This is a genomic window from Paenibacillus fonticola DSM 21315 (assembly GCF_000381905.1).
Lineage (GTDB): Bacteria > Bacillota > Bacilli > Paenibacillales > Paenibacillaceae > Fontibacillus > Fontibacillus fonticola.
Map to the genome: position 1 here is coordinate 91,488 of NZ_KB907250.1, position 18,974 is coordinate 110,461.

Sequence of the window (18,974 nt, forward strand, 5' to 3'; positions counted from 1 at the left end):
TGATAGCCATAACGTCGCAGATTTCAGCATCACTTGGGCTGATAGCCATAACGTCACAGATTTCAACATTGCCTGGTGTTGCGGTGTTTTGGGCGTTTTGATGGTAGTTGTAATGTTTCACAATCGCCATCGAAGTTGCTGTAGCACGTTTCGGCAACCGGCATCGAAGAAACTACAGCAGGGAACATGCATGCTCCTCCGTTAAATTTCCAGACCGCTGTTGAAATATCCGATTCCGCCGCTGAATAACCGGTTCACCGCCGTTGATATTGCCAATTCCGCCGTCGAACTAACCGATTCACCGCTGTTAGCATAGCCAACTTCACCGATTGAATCACCATGTGGCCCGGTTGACATTGCCAGCTACGTCGTTGAATCACCCATTTACGCCGATTGACATCAACAGCTTCGGCGTGGGCCGGCCAGGTTTTGGCCCAACCGAACAGTGCGCCCGTCCTAGTGTTGCCCTCCAGCTTACTGTACCTCAGCTCCCAAACTGACCTGTTGTGCCAGCAGCACCTCGGGTCTCGCACTTCATCCGGAGGCACCTCAATAGTTCCCCTTACTTCAGTCCTTCTATATACAGCAACAGCATCACAGCCTTTTTAGTTCAAATAATCATAAATCAATAATGCCTTTGGACAAACAAACGGAAAAAGATTGGCCGATTTACTGCGCATTAGTAAAAAATATGAATAAATAATCATATATATTATATATTTATATAAATTTAATAGGGTGTTTTAGAGCTAACTTTGGTTAAAACATGCCTTTTTGTGTAGGGAATATAATTAATTTTATATAATTATAAAAAGATTTAGATTTAGTTATTTACATTCCGAATTGTATATGTTACTTTATATTGCAAGCGGATTCATTTAACTATTATAAAAACAGTTTATGTTTAACTGAAACGGAAGGTGAACAAAATGTCCACAACGTCAACGTCAACATCAACGCAGCGAGCACGAATGGTCGTAGACAAAGCATTCAAGATTGCGGAAGTAGACAAACGCATTTACGGATCCTTCATTGAGCACTTAGGACGAGCGGTTTACGGGGGGATTTATGAGCCTTCCCATCCTGCCGCAGATGAGCTTGGCTTTCGCAAAGATGTGAAGGAGCTTGTCCAGCAGTTAAACGTACCGATTATTCGTTACCCTGGCGGGAATTTTGTCTCAGGTTACAACTGGGAAGACGGGGTTGGTCCGGCTGATCAGCGGCCAAAGAGATTGGATCTCGCCTGGCGGGCGCTAGAGCCGAATGAGGTGGGCACGAACGAGTTCATGAGCTGGGCTAAGGAAGTCGGTTCCGAGGTCATGATGGCTGTTAATCTCGGCACCCGGGGTGTAGATGCTGCGAGAAATTTGCTTGAATACTGCAATCATCCGGGAGGCAGCTATTGGAGCGATTTACGCCGCAGCCACGGCTATGAGCAACCGCACAGAATCAAAACCTGGTGTCTGGGCAACGAGATGGACGGCCCTTGGCAAATCGGCCAGAAGACGCCGGTGGAATATGGCCGTTTGGCCTATGAGACAGCCAAGGCAATGCGCCTTGTTGATCCCGACATTCAGCTCGTATCATGCGGCAGCTCCAGTACAGCAATGCCGACATTCCCGGAATGGGAAGCGATTACGCTGGATCATACCTATGATGTGGCTGATTTCGTATCACTGCACCAATACTACGGCAACCGGGACAATGACACTGCCAACTATTTGGCGCGATCAATGGATATGGAGCATTTCATCCGCACTGTCATCGCTACCTGCGATTATATTAAGGCGAAGAAGCGCAGCAAGAAGACGATGTACTTGAGCTTTGACGAATGGAATGTATGGTATCACTCCAACCAGGCGGACAGGGAGATTGAACCGTGGAGCGTCGGTCCTCCGCAGCTCGAAGATGTTTATAATTTCGAGGATGCCTTGCTCGTCGGCAGCATGCTGATCACACTTCTGCGGTATGCTGATCGGGTGAAAATGGCCTGTATGGCGCAGCTGGTCAACGTCATCGCGCCGATTATGACGGAGAATGGCGGAAGAGCCTGGAAACAGACGATCTTCTATCCCTATATGCATGCATCGGTTTACGGCCGCGGCATTTCGCTGCAGCCAGTCGTCGAATCTCCGGTTTACGACGCGCAGGATTATACGGATGTCCCTTATTTGGACAGCGCCATTGTATATAACGAAGCGGAAGAGGAACTGACGATCTTTGCTGTGAACCGTCATCTGGAAGAGGCGCTCGATTTGCAATGCGATGTGCGCGGCTTTGAGGGTTACTGGGTTGTCGAGCATATCGTGCTTGAGCATGATGACCTGAAAGCGGTAAATACCGCTGCCGAGGAAAAAGTGAAGCCCCATTCGCGGGGCGATGCCGCCTGCCAAGACGGCTATGTGAACACCCGCTTGCCCAAGGCTTCCTGGAACGTCATACGACTAAAGAAGGCATAGCCAGAGTATGGTCAAAGTGTAGCCGGAGCATGCCAAGGTATAGCGAGGCAAAACCAAGGCAAAACCAAGGCAAAATCGATGCATAGCCGCCAGATTTAGTTGAATGTATAATTCTACGATCTGACTTGAAAAAATTTAAGGAGGTCAGCTATGAAGTCAAGATGGTTTATAGTGCTTGTCGCAATGTCAATGACGCTCGCGTTATTCGGATGTGGACCATCGCAAAAGAGCGCGGGAGGGGAAACATCTGTTCTCGATGCGGGGGCAGGTGAAGAGGCAACGGAATTATCCTATTGGACTTTCGTAGAGCTACACGGTCAACATTTTGAGAAGATGCTTGGAAAATGGAATGAAGCCAACAAGGATCGGCAAATCAAGTTGAATGTGACAGTGATGCCTTATGACGACATGCATAATAAACTATCGATCGCGGTGCAAACAGGAGTAGGGGCCCCCGATATCGCGGATATTGAGCTAGGCAAGTTCCCGGATTTTTTGGCGGGTACTCCCCAGTTGGAGCCTTTGAATGATGTCATCGACCCGTATCGCGACACGGTCGTCAAATCAAGGGTTGATCTTTACAGCAAAGACGGGAAAAATTACGGCGTTCCAACCCATGTAGGCGCATCGGTTGCGTTCTACAATACGGAAATTTTGGAGCAGGCTGGCGTCGACTACAAGACGATCGAGACCTGGGAAGATTTCAAGCAGGCCGGAATGAAAGTCTATGAAGCGACTGGCAAATACATGGGGACTGCGGATACGAGTGCAACCTGGCAAGCCTCGATGCTGCTGGCGCAGCAGGGCAGTGATTTTACGGATGACGTCGGCACTCCGGTCGTAAATTCCGATGCCATGATCAAAGGCCTGACAATTTTAAAAGATTTGCAGGATAACAATGTTATTTCGACCATCGCCGGAGGGCAGCCGGATACGGAAGAAGCGTACGGCGAATTTAACGCCGGTAATTATGCTACAGCCTTCATGCCTTTATGGCAAATGTCGAGGTATACGAATTATATGAAGGATTTGTCGGGCAAAATAGCGATCGCACCGATCCCCGTCATCGAAAAAGGGATGCCCCGCTCTGTAGGCGGCGGCGGTACGGGGACCGTAGTGACGAAGACGGCTAAGGATATTCAACTGGCTAAGGATTTTCTTGCTTTCGCCAAACTTTCGCTGGACGCAAACAAGGAGATTTGGAACACGCTGGGCTTTGACCCGGTCAATATGGACGTTTGGGACATGCAGGACGTTACGCATAACCCGGATAACCAATTTGTACAGTATTTTAAGAACAATCCCTTTGATGTGCTGAATGAAATCAAGAGCGAAATTCAGCTGATCAAATCGACTTCGGCAACGCCTACGCTCAACAATGTTCTTTGTACAATTACATTTAACGAAATATTTGAAGACGGCAAAGATATTAAGGAAGCCTTAGACGCAGCACAGGCGCAAATTGAACAAGAATTGAAGTAGCTGGGGAAAAGCTGCCGATACAAGCTGCTGCAATGCAGTTGTAGTCGTAGCTGCCATCACAGCTGCGGTTGGAATCGCAACCGCAATGCAGCTGCCATCGGGATAGCAGTTGCCATCGCTAACGCGATCGTAGCTGCCATCGTAACCGCAATGCAGTTGCCATCGCCAACGCGATCGTAGCTGCCATCGCAACCGCAATTTGCTAATCCATCAATTCGTGTGGCGAGCTGCCTCACGCCAAGGAGTAGCAGCTCGCACTCAATTTCAAAAAGGAGTAGTGCGATGATCAAAAAATTTCTCTACTCACAAAAGGTTGCCCCTTACGTTTTTGTGCTGCCTTTTATCGCCGTTTTCATTTTCTTCTGGGTGTACCCGCTAGGCAGCTCTTTTGGCATGAGCTTTCAGAAAATACAGCTGGGACAAGAAGCAAGCTGGATCGGCTTCAGCAACTACGAGAAGCTGATGGGTGACGGTGTTTTCCTCAAGGCCGTGACGAACAGCGCTGTCTACATGGTGCTCACTTTGGTCGTGTTGATTCCATTTCCAATGCTGTTCGCCGTATTGATCAACTACAAATTTATGTGGGGAAGAGATTTCTTCAAATCCTCTTTCTTCTTTCCGGCACTGACCTCCGTAGTCGTGGCGGGAACGATTTTCAGATTGATGTTCGGGGAAATGGAAGGCTCATTGATCAACAGCGTTTTGGGATGGTTTGGGATTGGGCCGGTCAAATTTCTGAAAGGACAGGTAACCGGATTTGTGGCTTTAGTATCGTTGGCAACCTGGAGATGGACCGGGGTCAACATGCTTTATTTTTTGGCAGGCCTCAAAAATATTCCCGACGAATACTATGAAGCCGCCGCCATCGACGGAGCTTCGTCCCTCCAAAAATTCACGAGGATTACGATGCCGTTATTGAAGCCCACAACTATTTATGTGTTAACGATTAGCATCTATGCGGGCCTCGCGATGTTTATCGAAAGCATGATGCTCTGGAACGGCAACAACTCGCCCAAGAACATCGGACTTACCATCGTCGGATACTTGTACCGGCAAGGAATCGAGAAGAACAACCTAGGTTATGCGGCGGCTGTCGGCATTGTACTTCTGGTGATCACGATGATCATCAACCTGACACAGCTGGCCTTCTCCGGGATGTTCAAGAAGGAGGAATGACGAATGAGCAGGGATATTTTCATTAAAATTATCCTCTTCGTATTTTTCTCCATCCTCTGCGCGCTGATCCTCATTCCGTTCTATGCCGTTACTATAGCCTCTTTTAAGCCTGGCGAAGATTTGATCCGTTATGGTTTGAATTTAAGCTTCGATTTATCGGTCATGAATTTTGATAATTTCAACTATTTGTTTACCGGGAATCATGCATATTTCACCTGGTTCTTTAACTCGCTGCTGCTGACGATCGTCCAGGTTGTTCTGACGCTGCTGGTCAGCGCAACGGTAGCATACGGGTTTTCGGCTTATGAATTCAAGGGGAAGAACTTCCTGTTCATGTGTGTGCTGTTAATCATGATGGTGCCGTTTGAAATATTGCTCCTTCCCTTATATACACTGACCCACAATATCGGCCTCATGAACTCTTATTCCGCCATTGTGCTGCCGGGCATCGCCAGTGCCGCCACGATCTTCTTCTTCCGGCAATATTTAAGAGGCGTGCCGAAGGAGATTGTCGCTGCGGGCAGAGTGGATGGCGCCTCCGAGTACGGCATTTATATGCGATTGATTTTGCCCGTCATGAAACCGTCTTTTGCGGCGATGGCGATTTTAAATGGCATGAACAGCTGGAATAACTTCCTTTGGCCCTTCATGGTGCTCAGCGATTCCGGGAAATACACGCTGCCTATTGGCTTGAAAACATTATTAACGCCATATGGCAACAACTATGATTTATTGATTGTCGGTTCGTTTTTCTCTATTATTCCGATCTTCATATTATTTGTAGCTTTCCAGAAATATTTTATTGATGGCATGACGGCTGGAGCGGTGAAAGGCTAACAAGCCGCTCCCAATACATATATAAAGGAGAAACCAGACATGAATACCAATAAGGAATTTATCAATCCAATTATAGAGCAAAGGGCAGACCCTTGGGTGTACCGGCACAGCGATGGTTTCTATTATTTCACGGCTTCGGTTCCAGAATATGACCGTATTGAAATCCGCCGGTCCAAGACGATTCAAGGTCTTGGGGAAGCCGAACCTGTAGTAGCCTGGCGCAAGTATGACACGGGACCGCTTAGCGCCAACATTTGGGCGCCGGAAATTCATTTTGTTCAGGGCAAGTGGTATATCTATTTCGCAGCGGCGCGAACGACGGAGACAAGGGACGGTCTATTCGATCACCGGATGTATGTACTGGAAAATAGCTCGGCCAATCCACTCACAGGCACATGGGAAGAAAAAGGACAAGTCCGGACTCGCTGGGAGTCCTTCGCGCTGGATGCGACCGTATTCGAGCACCGCGGGGAGTTGTATTACGTTTGGGCTCAAAAGGACCCGGACATCGAGGGAAATTCCAATATGTACATTTCTAAAATGAGTAATCCATGGACGCTGACGGGCAAGCAGACGATGATATCGACGCCGGAATATGATTGGGAGATTATCGGCTTCAAAGTAAATGAAGGTGCTGCGGTGTTAAAGCGCAACGGAAAAATCTTCATCAGCTACTCGGCTAGCGCCACCGATCATAACTACTGCATGGGCTTGCTGTATGCGGATGAAGATGCCGATCTTCTTGATGCGAAGTCTTGGACGAAAACTCCTGTACCGGTGTTTCAGACGAATGAAGACACTGGACAATACGGTCCAGGGCATAACAGCTTTACGGTTACGGAAGACGGTCAGGACGTCATTGTCTATCATGCCCGCAATTATAAGAAAATCACAGGTGATCCGCTATATGATCCAAACCGTCATACCCGCGCTCAAGTTTTTACATGGAACAAGGATGGAACGCCAAATTTTGGAACTCCGCTCTCTGACGGAAGATCATAGAACACGGCATTTGCCTTTAACATATATTGCAAGTTCTACTAGATTTTAAAAATAATAGGCTAGGGGGAATTCGATATGAAGAAAAATGTTGTATATTCATTGATGCTAGTTTTTCTAGCAAGTATTATGCTGACGGCTTGTGGCGGCGGTGAGGACAAAAACACGATTACGTTTTGGACGCCGCTCACAGGCGATGATGGCGCGTACATGGATCAGCTGATCAAAGATTATAATGCGACAAACCCCGAAATCAAAGTAAAGCATGTCATTACAGCAGACATGTATACCAAAATATCTACGGTATTGAACTCCGGTAAAGGCGTTCCAGATCTGGCCATTATCCATGCAGACCGTGTTCCCGGCTTCGTAAAGCAAGGCGTACTGGAGCCAATGACGACTGTGCTCGAGTCCCAGCCCGAGATTAATAAAGATAACTATTTGCCCCAGGCATGGGCTACGGGGACTATTGATGGAACGCAATATACGGTACCTCTCGACATTCATAGCAACACGATGTACTACAACAAAGACTTGCTCAAAAAGTATAACGTGGAATCCTTCCTCGATGATGATGTCGTGACGATTGATGAAATGCTGTCCCTGCAAGGTAAATTGGATGAGGGCGATTATGTAGTCAACGATGCCCTGCTCGGCTGGGTTGTTCTGGCGCAAATTCAGAACCTGGGTGGCGACATCCAGCAGGACGGCAAACCGGCCGTCAACACGGAGGCCATGAAACAAGCTTTTACAGAGATTAAAAAGGTGGCCGACGCCGGCTTAATGACTCCGTTTGGTGAGGATGGCTACTTGATGTTCCAATCGGGAAATGTGTTCTTCTCAACGGATGGAACCTGGAGTTCGACGGCCCATGCTGCGGTGGAAGGGCTGAACTTCGATGTTACAAATATTTATTCCACGACAGCGGACAAGTTCACGAACCGTGCTTCCTCGCACCTGTTCGCTATGCTGAAGAACGATAAACGTTCCGATGAGAAGGAGCAGGGCATCGGCGCATTCCTGGAATTCATCCGAGAAAATTCAATGGAATGGGCGAAAGCAGGACAAATTGTCGCAAGTAAACAAGTGATTGAAGATCCTGAATATAGCAATTATATGCAATCTTTCTTTACGTCTAATGAAAAAGAAATTGAATCCCTCTATATCTATACTTATGAGTACTATCCATATGTTGCGGAAGCAGTAGATACGTATGCTGCGGATATCGTTCGCGGCAACGTTGATCTCGATGAGACTTTACAAACGATGCAGAAGTTTGTAGAGGATAAAATCGCCGAAGGTAGCAAAGGGACGGAGTAAGCTAACGAGAGACCAGAGAAGAGTAAAAAAGTAATGTGTCATTTTTTGGCACATTACTTTTCCAAAAGGAGAAATGAAAGGCTATGAACAAAAAATCTTTCACACCATATTTCTTTGTTGGTCCCCATTTGATTCTATTTGCTATCTTTATTTTATTGCCAACGATTTATGGGATCTACGCTTCGTTTACGCAATGGAATTTAATGAATGATCCAGTATGGGTAGGATTCGATAACTATAAAACAATTTTGTTCAACAGTGATTCTACCTTCTATACCCAATTTAAGAACGGTTTAAAAAATACATTGTTATTCGTTGTTCTCACCGTACCTATATTAATTGTTATTCCCCTTATGATCGCTGTGGCCTTGGAACATAAAAAAGTAAAAATGAAAGGCTTCATGCAGTCGATTCTCTATATACCGGGGCTAATTTCCATTTCCGCAGCGGCGTTAATCTGGTCCTTGATTTTTAACAAGCAGTTAGGAATTACCGGCAACATATTTGGATCAACGGTGGCCTGGGCCGCAAACCAGCCCTATGCCTGGATCACTATTATCGTGCTTACGATATGGGGTGGCGTTGGCGGAAATATGATTATTTATCGCGCATCCATAAATGGCGTTTCCAAAGATTTATACGAAGCTGCCGAGATTGACGGTGCGGGGCCGATTCGAAAATTTTCAAGCATCACCTTGCCGTCTATCCGTTTCCCACTCATTTATACGTTCGTCATGACAACCGCTGGCGCCTTTAACGTATTCGGTCAACCTCTAATGATGACTGACGGCGGACCGAGACAGAGCACGCATGTGTTAATGATGTATATCCGCCAGTTAGCTTTCGGTCACGGGGAATCGATTGCCGGAATGGCATCGGCGATGGCCGTTTTGCTGGGATTAGTCATCTTAGTGATCTCGGCGCTGCAATATTATGTCATGAATCGGAACGCCTCATAGATTAAGGAGCTTAGTGGAAATGGAAAGGGAAGGTGCGCCATTATGGTTAAAAAAATAAGTATCTCGAAATATTTAGCTTATTTATTTCTGATCGTTCTATGTGTCATTTGGGCTGTTCCGGTTCTGTTTGGAATTACGACTTCATTTCGCTCGCAAGCGGAGGTTGTCTCCAGCGGCTTTAGGCTGCTGCCTGTAAATTGGATTATGGACAACTACACGACCATACTGGGGAATACGTCGACAGCGCCGATCTTGCGCTGGTTAATGAACTCATTATTTATTGCCACCGCGCATACGTTTTTAGTCATTGTCGTCATTTCGCTTACCGGTTATGGGTATTCCCGGATGAACTTTAAAGGTAGGGACACGCTATTTTTTACATTGCTCGGCATTTCCTTTTTTCCGGGTGTCGTGAACTTAATTCCTTCGTACAAAATTATTGATGCGCTTGGCTGGGTAAATACGGCTTGGGCCATGATTATCCCTGGGTTGGCCGGGATGGGAAATATATTTCTGGTCAGACAGTTTATGAAGGGGATTCCCAATGAATTGGACGAGTCTGCCCGCGTTGATGGCGCCGGTGACTTTAAAATATATGCCTCCGTCATCTTGCCTTTAATTAAGCCTGTATTGATCGTTTGCGGCTTGTTTTCTTTTATCGGATCGTGGAATGATTTCCTCTGGCCGGTTATCGTGTATACCGATGTGGATAAAATGCCGGTTACCGCAGGCCTGCTGTTATTGCAGGACATTTATGGAAACTACCGCATGATCGGGCAGCTGATGGGCTCGGCGATTTTAGCGATGATTCCTACATTTATATTGTTTTTATTCGCACAAAAGCATTTTCTGCAATCCATTAACCTGAATTCAGGGATTAAAGGATAAATATTACTATGCATCTGGAGGGCATCATTTTGAAAAATTATGTGATCGTATACATCTCCTATCCTCCATGATGTATCACTAACGTTAGTTAGATTCTTTGTTACAGTTCCTGAACCGTTATACAATATAACTGAAGTTGCAGCAACTCCGTTTTTTAACGGAACTGTTATATTTCCAAATGTCTGTTTTTCTTTAGGTATATAGTGCCTATCCGTTATGTCTACAATTCCTATATCATCGGGAAATGTATCAATACACTTATACACTCCCCAGATGATACGGAAGGGGCAGAGGAACAGCTTGCAGCATAAGTTTCCGTTATATAAAATGCAGAAATCGTAGCGACTATAAAAGTCGCTACGATAAGTTTGAAATATCTCATTCTGTCACCGTCCACTCCTGTTTCCCTTTATAGAGGGAAGAATATATCCAGTATTCTTTAACATTATCCCCGTGTTCCGTAAAAATGATATCGTATGATATATCAGATATTTTTCCTTTTTTAGGAACTAGCTGTGCGTTTACAGTACTAACTTTATGGTTAGGCTTCTCATTTCCACTCAATCTTACAGTGAATTGAATTCCCCCATTAACCTCATCTAATTTATATAGAGGGAAGTAATATTTATCTGAGTCTGTTTTATTTGCACTTGTTAAGTAATTGTACTCTTTTAATAATTCAGAGTTCTGGAAATATGCTCTACAAGGCTGAATAACTTTTTGCTTTGTTCCATTTACAGTTAAAGTACTAACAGATACCACTGCATAAGCATTTTTAGCTTCCTTTGCCTTATAATAAGGATTTGCCCCGTAAACCATGTTGTCTAACAATAATCCTCTATTTGGATCTTTTGGATCATCCATATCTACAGCAACTAATTTATCTACAGTGCAAGACAGTGTTCCATCCTGCGACTTGGATTGCATTAGATGATCATAAAACTCATATTTTTCACCCAATCGTAAATTATATGCAGAGTTTTCAAAGAAATCAGGCATCATTGTGAAAATATTAGTTTTATGCCACAGGATCTCGGCCGCACTAACAGCATATTTATCACTCTCCAATATTTTCCCACTATTAACTGATAATACACGTTCGATTACGACAACTGCCTGAGCTCTTGTTGTTGTACCATCAGCGTCTATATTTCCAGGAGATGTTCCCATTATCAATCCTGCTTTAGCACCTTCATAAAGGTTTCTGTTAATGTCGTAATCCGCCTTATATCCCGTAATCCCAGCACGTACAGATAACAACATCATTTCCTTACGTGGCATATTAACATTCCAATTGCCGTCTTTAAAATCATTTACATAAATCTGTGCACTTGTAGCGGAATCTACTGCTGATTGATACCAAGGGCTCGATTTTCCAGTGCTACTATCTAGCTTGAGTGCCGTAATTAGCATTTTTGTAAATTCTGCTCTCGTTACTTCTTTATTTGGCTTAAATGTACCATCAGGATATCCGGATACGTATCCAGCTTTGACTGCATTTGTTACAGCTTTCTCTGCCCAGTGACCCTTCATATCCTTAAAGGATGTAACGCTATTAGCGGAAACTCTAGTTACGCTTTCCCCACTGTCAATCATGTTACTACTAAAAATGTTTCCGCTACTTTCTTTAACCGGTTCCTCAGCAGTTACCGTGCTCGTGAACATGATACCGCCTACAAATAACGACATTGTTAAAATTGTACTAATTAGCTTCTTCATCCTAGAACCCTCCACACCGCTTATTTTAATGCTTCTAATCAAACCGTCTTATAATATGTTTGCAAAAATCTTAATTTGGGAAAAACGGTCTAAATTATTGTTAGAACGTGACCGTAGTAGTCTGTATATCCAGGGTCATTATAATCCATGTAGTACATTTCTACTAGTCTTTCGAAAAATTTATCTCCTATTCGTCAGAGCTCATGTCACGGCTGGCAAGATGAATGCGCACAATACCTTTGAGCAGCCGGATGCCGTTAAGCCGGTGGAATTCACAGGAGCTGCCGTGCAGGGCAATCAACTGGCGATCAAGCTGCCGGCCATGTCTGTAGTTACGATTGCGGTAGAGTGATTTCTAAAATATATAAGCTGAAGCAAGGGAAAAAATGATTCCGTAAAAATTGTTCAACTTATATAGCTTCATTGCATAATAGGCTGACCATAAAGCAGATACACTCTGCAATGGTCAGCCTTTTGTGCGGGATGGCCGCGCAATCAACAATTGTATTTTTTTACAAGGGAGATAAAAGTTATGGTTTCTATAACAATATAAGGATATGTTCAGCGGGAGGATTAACGTTTTGAATGGAGGAGGTTTTTAATATGTTAAAGATTGAAAAGGCTCAGAACACCGATGCACAACGCTTGACTGAAATCCAGAAGGCTAGCTTCGATGAGGAAGCGAGACAGTTTAATCATAATCAGCCCGGTGGACCTCCCGGATATGATTCAGAAGATTGGCAGATTGATATGATGAACCATGGACATTATTTTAAAATCGTACTCGATGACGTGATCGTCGGAGGAGCGATTATTTTTATTGACGGAAATCAGATACATAATTTGGGGAGGATTTATATCGATCCCCAGTATCAGAACCAGGGAATTGGAACTCAGGCTATGCAGGAGATTGAGCAAAAGTTTGAAGGTGCCCGCAAATGGTGGTTGGATACGCCTTGTTGGAGTCTTCGCAACCATCATTTTTATAGTAAATGCGGCTACACAAAAGTTAATGAAGCGGATGGACAGTTTATTTTCGAGAAGTATTGACCTTTTGACCTGCCTTATGCGGTTTCATACATATCGTTGTCATTGGGGAGGAGGGGAACCGTAATGTGGTCGACCGACCGCCGTCATGCAGCGAAGCACCGCGCGCTGGGAGCTGCGCGCGGTGCGAATCAGACCTGGGACACGGCCCGGTCGAGCGGGTAAATGATTAAGTTAGCCCCTCCTGCTAATCGGCATCTGCGGAATATTGCTTGCGGAACTGCTGCGGAGAGCACCCGTTCTTGAGCGTGAAGCGGTTGGAGAAATAGGGCGTACTTTTGAAGCCAACGTATTTGGCGATTTCCGCTATCGGCCATTCGGTCTTTAGCAGCAACAGCTTGGCTTGCTCCAGGCGGTAATGCTGCAAGTAGTCATTTGGCGTCATCCCATAGACCTGCTTCATGCACCGTGTAATGTAATTGTAATGATAATGCAGCGCTTCGGACATATCCTCGCTCGTGAGCTCCGCCTTGTAATTGTTCTTAATGAAGGCTTCTGTCTTCTCGGCTACGGCTACGATCGGTGAGGTGTATTGCTCCAGCTGCCGAAGGTCCATCATTCGCAGCAACTCCTCGAACGTCTGCTGCTGTGTCCAGAAAGCGCTGGATTGGCGGGTACCCGTCAATTGGAGCAGCTTCTCCACGAGCTGAAAGGTTCGTTCAGGATAGGGCATATCCCACATCTTAGGCAGTTGCAGGTAGTAGGGTGAAGTCAGGAATGTCTGGTAGTGTTCTTCCGTCTGGGAAACGTGAGTCATCTGCTGCTCAGCAGGGAATTCAGCCCAGGCGCATACCGAATGGAAATGAACCCAATAAAATGCCGCCTCATCCTCGCATGGCCGTACGGAATAATGATAACGATTTGGAAGCAGCAGCAAGGATTGGCCGGCGGTTAGCGTCCACTCCTGATCCTCTTCGCCGATAAACAGCGTGCCGGATTTCATCATAATGAGATCGAATTTCCCCATATTTCGCCGATTGGGATGTTCATCGCCAGGAGCATAAACGGTGTAGCCGCATTCCAAATAATAAGGCGCGGGCGGTGCAGGGAAATGGACGATTTCCGTTGCCTTTCTCACAAGAAACCTCCTTTTTAACTGAGTGAATTTGGTTGTATCTCAGTGTGAAATATTATAAATAATAGGTTGATTGTATTCGTATTATTATTTAAATATATCGGATAAAATCAAAGGTGTCAGTATGATATTTCGAAAATAAGGAGGAATCCTTCAGCATGGGTAAATCTATAACATTTGAGCAAGCTGCAAGAGTGCCGCTAGACCAAGTAAACGTTCAAGACGATTTTTGGAGCTATTATATCGATTTGGTGCGCAGCGTCGTAGTTCCTTACCAATGGGATGCGCTGAATGACCGCATCGGCGCCGCCGAACCAAGCGGCGCTGTCCGCAACTTCAAAATTGCCGCCGGACTTGACGAGGGTGAATTTTACGGCATGGTGTTTCAGGACAGCGATGTGGCAAAATGGCTGGAGGCCGTGTCATACTTGTTGGAATCGCAGCCCGATCCGGAGCTGGAGCAAACGGCGGACGAACTGATCGAAATTATCGCTAAGGCTCAGCACGAGGACGGATACCTCAATACTTACTATACGTTAAAAGAACCGGGCCGAAGATGGAGCAATCTGGCCGAATGCCATGAGCTCTATTGTGCCGGTCATATGATCGAGGCGGGGGTCGCCTACTACCGGGCCACGGGAAAAAGAAAGCTGCTTGATGTCGTATCCCGCTTTGCGGATCATATCGACTCCGTATTCGGCACAGAACCAGGGAAGCTGCGGGGCTATGACGGACATCAGGAAATCAAGCTGGCTCTGGTCAAGCTGTACCATGCAACCGGAAATGAACGTTATTTGCGGTTAGGCCAGTATTTTGTGGAGCAGCGGGGGCAGAAGCCGAACTTTTATGAAGCACAGCTTAAAGAGCGCGGGGGAGAGAGCCACTGGCCAGGAATTGATCATGCGTTTGATCTGGAATACAGCCAGTCGCATGCGCCAGTCAGGGAGCAGGAGAAGGCGATCGGACATGCCGTTCGCGAGGTTTATATGCTGACGGGCATGGCCGATATCGCGGCGGAGACGAAAGATGAATCGCTTCTGGCCGCCTGCCGACGACTGTGGGACAACATCGTCTCCCGGCAGATGTACATTTCCGGAGCCATTGGCTCAATGCCGCAGGGCGAGGCGTTTTCATTCGACTACGATTTGCCGAATGACACTGTATATGCGGAAACGTGCGCCTCGATCGGCCTGATCTTTTTTGCGCACCGTATGCTGCGGATTTCCCCTATGGCCGAATATGCGGACGTGATGGAACGGGCTTTGTACAATACGGTCGTAGCTGGAATGTCGCGGGACGGGAAGCATTTCTTCTACGTCAATCCGCTGGAGGTCGATCCGAAGGTTTGCCGCGGAGCAAACCGCAAATTCGACCACATTAAGCCGGTGCGCCAGGAATGGTTCGGGTGCGCTTGCTGTCCGCCAAACGTAGCCCGCTTGCTCTCTTCGCTCGGGGAGTACATTTATATGGTAAAGGGAGACACCCTGTATACGCATCTATATATTGGCGGGAAGGCCGAGCTTAGCATCGGCGGCAGTACGGTGCAAGTGAAGCAAACCTCCAATTATCCGTGGGATGGACGGATCACACTTGAAGTTAACCCGCAGGAGCCTGGCGATTTTGCGGTCGCGCTGCGCATCCCGGGCTGGTGTAGGGAAGCACGTCTGTCCGTAAACAACGAGCCGTTTCCGCTGGATAGTCAAACGGTTCAAAATGGCTATGTGCGCATTGCCCGGGCATGGCAGCAGGGCGATATCGTGGAACTGGTGCTGGAAATGCCGGTGGAGCGCATGCGCAGCCATCCTCTGGTCCGCGGAAATGCGGGCAAGGTCGCGCTGCAGCGCGGACCCCTAGTCTACTGCCTGGAGCAAGCCGATAACGGAACGAACCTGCATGAAATCGTACTGCCGGCGAACGCCAAGCTGGAGGCAAACTACGAAGCAGGCTTACTGGGCGGGATCGTGGCGATTACCGCACAGGGCTTGCGGCAGGATGCCGTAAAATGGCCAGGCGGTTTGTACAGCTCGGAGGCCGTACCAACTCTGCAAGAAGAGAAGGTGACATTTATCCCTTATTATGCCTGGGCCAACCGCGGTGAGGGCGAAATGAGCGTATGGGTCAGGGAAAAGCTGTAGTCAGGAGCAGCACCAGATCAGTCAGATAGAGCAATCGAATAAAGAAATAAGGAATGGCAGAATAGTATTAGGGATGGGGAAAGAGGGATGAGGAGCCAATGACGGGCAACCTCATCCCTATTCTTGTACCAGTCTTCTTCCGCTATTGAATATGCAAGATTCGCGCGCTTGCATTTCTTATTGGGAATTTTTTTTACAACATCAAGAAAGTGCAATAAATGAACAGGATTATGTAGGTGAATAATTACCAATAGAGTATAATTAGAGGTGAAAGCGCTTCAAGAAATGTAACGTTGGCTTAACTGTTGGGTTAGTGGGACAGTTTATTTGTGCTGTAAAAGTACTCTAAAAGTGCTCTAAAAGTGCTCTAAAAGTGCTCAAAAAGTGATCTAAAGGTTATCTAAAAAGTGCTCAAAAGTGCTCTAAAAATAATCCCGGGGAGGTGTTCAGGATGATTGATGTGCTGATTGTAGATGATGAGCCAAAGCTGAGGGAGGGACTTCGGACGTTTATAGACTGGGAGTCTTTGGGCTATCGTGTCGTGGACACGGCAGCGAACGGGAAAGAAGCATTGGAGAAATTTTCCGAGTATCATCCTGAATTAGTCATTGCGGATATTAGAATGCCGGGAATGGATGGATTACAGCTCATTTCCTGTCTCAGAGAGCAGGCACCGCTGCTTCATATATTAATTCTTAGCGGGTATGCGGACTTCGATTACGCTAAGCGAGCTATTTTCCATCGGACCGATGGTTATTTGCTGAAGCCTGTGGATGAAGAGGAACTGATCGAATATCTCATCAGCATTAGGACAGCTGTCGAGGAGGAAAGGGCTTCCCTGGAATGGGAGCATATAACGAAAGAATGGACAAGGGAAGCTCTGGTCCAGTCATTGTTGACCGGGCAAAAATCGGACGATCATAGCCAAATGATGGAGAGAGCCGAAGAATTTGGACTGTTGTCCAAGAGCTATCAGGTGCTGCTCGTCTCCTTGCACACGGAAGAGCTTGTGCAGTCGGTTCTTTATCCGCTTAGAAGAGCGTTGATTGAGAGATATGAATTTAATGGACGCGGCTGGGTGTTCCAACTGCATGGGCAAGTCGGTGTCCTTCTGCAGGAGCCGCTGCTCGCTGTAGAAAGAGAAGATGCATATCGTGCCGTCGAATTAGCCATTTCAGACATGGGAATTGACTTTACTGCTGTGCTAGGCACCAAAGTAAGCTCATTAAATGAGATTGCAGATTCCTACCATTCGGCTCGCGAGCTGATCAAGATGCATTTTTTTCTCGATGAAGGGAAGCTGTTGTGCCAGGATGCCGTGCATTGCGAGCATGAACAGGTTTGCTCGGGGATTGTTCCGCCCGAAACGCTGACCGACCAAATTTATTATGCCGTCGATATCGGAAATGCCGAGGCTGTGAAATCGTTAGTTAGGCAGGCAGGGAGCAGCTTGATTGCGGAAGGATATACGGAAGCGGAAATCAAACGTCATTTCGTGGAAATTTTGACCTTGGTCATAGGCAAAGGGCTTAAGCAGCATCCTGAGCTCCAGCAGCAAAGCAAGCTCTTCTCGGATATGCTGGCAGAAATCTACCATATGCGCAGCGCACAAGCGCTGTACGGCAAGATCGATTGTTTCCTGCAGCAGTTGATGAGCAATATAGGGGAAAAAGCCAAGCACCGCGAGGTCAAAATCATGCTGGATCTTATTGAGCGGAATTTTAGCGAAAATCTAAAGCTGGAGACGCTGTCAGGCGTGCTGAACTATAATAGCGCATATTTAGGCAAGCTGTTTAAAAATGAAACTGGCGAATATTTCAACACGTACCTTGACAAGGTACGGATCGAGAAGGCCAAATCTTATCTCGAAGACGGGCTTAAAGTATATCAGGTAGCCGAGAAGGTAGGCTACACCAACGTCGATTATTTCCACTCCAAATTCAAGAAGTATGTAGGCACATCCCCATCCGCCTATCGCAGGCAAAGCGAACAGGCGTGGTGATCATATGCTCGTAATCTGCTGTATGGGGCTGTCCAGAAAGTAGTCAGTAATAACTGACTTTTTGGCAACCCCTTGATCTTCATAGTGGTTTGAGGGCTAATGGAATTGGTGAGAGTGGTGGAACTGATGAGAAAGATGTTTGATGAGATTAGTGGTGGAACTGATGAGAATGATGATATTGATGAGATTGATGAGATTGATGAGATTGATGAGACCTGATTGGAATTAGCTGAACTCGCAGGACTGGCCACCCGTTAATGGACACCAGATCCGCTATTTGTTGAAATAGACCCTCTTTCACTATGCTTACGGACCCTGGTTCCGTTATTCGACCAAATGGACTGCGAAATCCACGTTTTTGGGCGCAATAGCGGAACGTAGGTCCGTTAGCTCTCCAAACTCCTCGTTATTTCACCAATAGCGCCCCCTGTGTCCGTAAGGCTTGAATTTGTCCAAGTTACCCACCCAAATACTCATCCAATCACTCACCCAAGCACACAGCCGTCAACCAACCACCAACCAGCAACCAACCACCAACCAACAACCACCAACCACCAACCACCAACCAACAACACCAACCAACCACCTCATACCAGCAATGGTATATGTGTAAAATGGTTAGACGGAAGATGCGGTGTTTTCCGTCTAACCTTTATTTAGGACTTATTGGACAGCCCAATGTTTTTATGCCAATGGATACTTCGGGATACTTCGGGATACTTCGGGATATTTCGAGATACTCCGAGATACTCCGAGATACTTTGGGATACCTCAAAGCTTAGATTATTACATGAAAACATGACTAATCTGCCATGTATAAAGTCTGTTCCAGGCAAGCTATGATGACTGTATTGAGCATTGTGTGTACTGTTCCTG

At 46.4% G+C, this 18,974-nt stretch carries 15 protein-coding genes; 12 read left to right on the forward strand and 3 right to left on the reverse strand.

Annotated elements, in window-relative coordinates; all coding sequences use genetic code 11:
- Positions 1–201: 201 nt before the first annotated feature.
- Positions 202–357 (reverse strand): hypothetical protein, encoded by a 156-nt coding sequence (locus G358_RS32980; RefSeq protein WP_019636682.1) that lies wholly within the window; start codon positions 355–357, stop codon positions 202–204.
- A 572-nt stretch (positions 358–929) separates the two neighbouring features.
- Between G358_RS32980 and arfA the strand changes: the two genes are divergently transcribed.
- From arfA to G358_RS0108020, 8 genes are all read left to right on the forward strand, one after another.
- Positions 930–2,459, forward strand: a complete 1,530-nt coding sequence (gene arfA, locus G358_RS0107980; protein ID WP_033403856.1) for an arabinosylfuranosidase ArfA — start codon at positions 930–932, stop codon at positions 2,457–2,459.
- 150 nt (positions 2,460–2,609) lie between these two features.
- The gene (locus G358_RS0107985; RefSeq protein ID WP_019636684.1) at positions 2,610–3,941 is read left to right on the forward strand and encodes an ABC transporter substrate-binding protein; all 1,332 of its coding nucleotides are present in this window, start codon (positions 2,610–2,612) and stop codon (positions 3,939–3,941) included.
- Positions 3,942–4,223: 282 nt separating this feature from the next.
- Positions 4,224–5,117 (forward strand): carbohydrate ABC transporter permease, encoded by an 894-nt coding sequence (locus G358_RS0107995; protein ID WP_019636686.1) that lies wholly within the window; start codon positions 4,224–4,226, stop codon positions 5,115–5,117.
- Between the two features lie 3 nt (positions 5,118–5,120).
- The gene (locus G358_RS0108000) at positions 5,121–5,954 is read left to right on the forward strand and encodes a carbohydrate ABC transporter permease (RefSeq protein ID WP_019636687.1); all 834 of its coding nucleotides are present in this window, start codon (positions 5,121–5,123) and stop codon (positions 5,952–5,954) included.
- 39 nt (positions 5,955–5,993) lie between these two features.
- Positions 5,994–6,956, forward strand: coding sequence for a glycoside hydrolase family 43 protein (locus G358_RS0108005; protein WP_019636688.1), 963 nt, complete (start codon positions 5,994–5,996; stop codon positions 6,954–6,956).
- A gap of 75 nt (positions 6,957–7,031) precedes the next feature.
- On the forward strand, positions 7,032–8,273 hold the full coding sequence (locus tag G358_RS0108010) for an extracellular solute-binding protein (RefSeq protein ID WP_019636689.1): 1,242 nt from the start codon (positions 7,032–7,034) through the stop codon (positions 8,271–8,273).
- 83 nt (positions 8,274–8,356) lie between these two features.
- Positions 8,357–9,232 (forward strand): carbohydrate ABC transporter permease, encoded by an 876-nt coding sequence (locus tag G358_RS0108015; protein ID WP_019636690.1) that lies wholly within the window; start codon positions 8,357–8,359, stop codon positions 9,230–9,232.
- Positions 9,233–9,274: 42 nt separating this feature from the next.
- Positions 9,275–10,120, forward strand: a complete 846-nt coding sequence (locus G358_RS0108020) for a carbohydrate ABC transporter permease (RefSeq protein WP_019636691.1) — start codon at positions 9,275–9,277, stop codon at positions 10,118–10,120.
- Between the two features lie 378 nt (positions 10,121–10,498).
- Here G358_RS0108020 and G358_RS29660 read toward each other — a convergent pair whose 3' ends face one another.
- On the reverse strand, positions 10,499–11,839 hold the full coding sequence (locus tag G358_RS29660; RefSeq protein WP_019636692.1) for an S-layer homology domain-containing protein: 1,341 nt from the start codon (positions 11,837–11,839) through the stop codon (positions 10,499–10,501).
- Between the two features lie 55 nt (positions 11,840–11,894).
- Between G358_RS29660 and G358_RS34255 the strand changes: the two genes are divergently transcribed.
- The gene (locus G358_RS34255) at positions 11,895–12,191 is read left to right on the forward strand and encodes an alpha-L-arabinofuranosidase C-terminal domain-containing protein (protein ID WP_276203558.1); all 297 of its coding nucleotides are present in this window, start codon (positions 11,895–11,897) and stop codon (positions 12,189–12,191) included.
- A gap of 251 nt (positions 12,192–12,442) precedes the next feature.
- Positions 12,443–12,889 (forward strand): GNAT family N-acetyltransferase, encoded by a 447-nt coding sequence (locus G358_RS0108035; RefSeq protein WP_019636694.1) that lies wholly within the window; start codon positions 12,443–12,445, stop codon positions 12,887–12,889.
- Positions 12,890–13,073: 184 nt separating this feature from the next.
- On the opposite strand, the gene G358_RS0108045 is transcribed toward G358_RS0108035, so the two are convergent.
- Positions 13,074–13,964: a helix-turn-helix domain-containing protein gene (locus tag G358_RS0108045; RefSeq protein WP_019636696.1), complete on the reverse strand. Its 891-nt coding sequence runs from the start codon at positions 13,962–13,964 to the stop codon at positions 13,074–13,076.
- Positions 13,965–14,119: 155 nt separating this feature from the next.
- Here G358_RS0108045 and G358_RS0108050 point away from each other — a divergent pair, with 155 nt between their 5' ends.
- The gene (locus G358_RS0108050) at positions 14,120–16,096 is read left to right on the forward strand and encodes a glycoside hydrolase family 127 protein (RefSeq protein WP_019636697.1); all 1,977 of its coding nucleotides are present in this window, start codon (positions 14,120–14,122) and stop codon (positions 16,094–16,096) included.
- 451 nt (positions 16,097–16,547) lie between these two features.
- Positions 16,548–18,098 carry a response regulator transcription factor gene (locus G358_RS0108055; protein ID WP_019636698.1) on the forward strand — a complete coding sequence of 517 codons (1,551 nt, stop codon included), beginning with the start codon at positions 16,548–16,550 and terminating at the stop codon, positions 18,096–18,098.
- Positions 18,099–18,974: the final 876 nt, after the last annotated feature.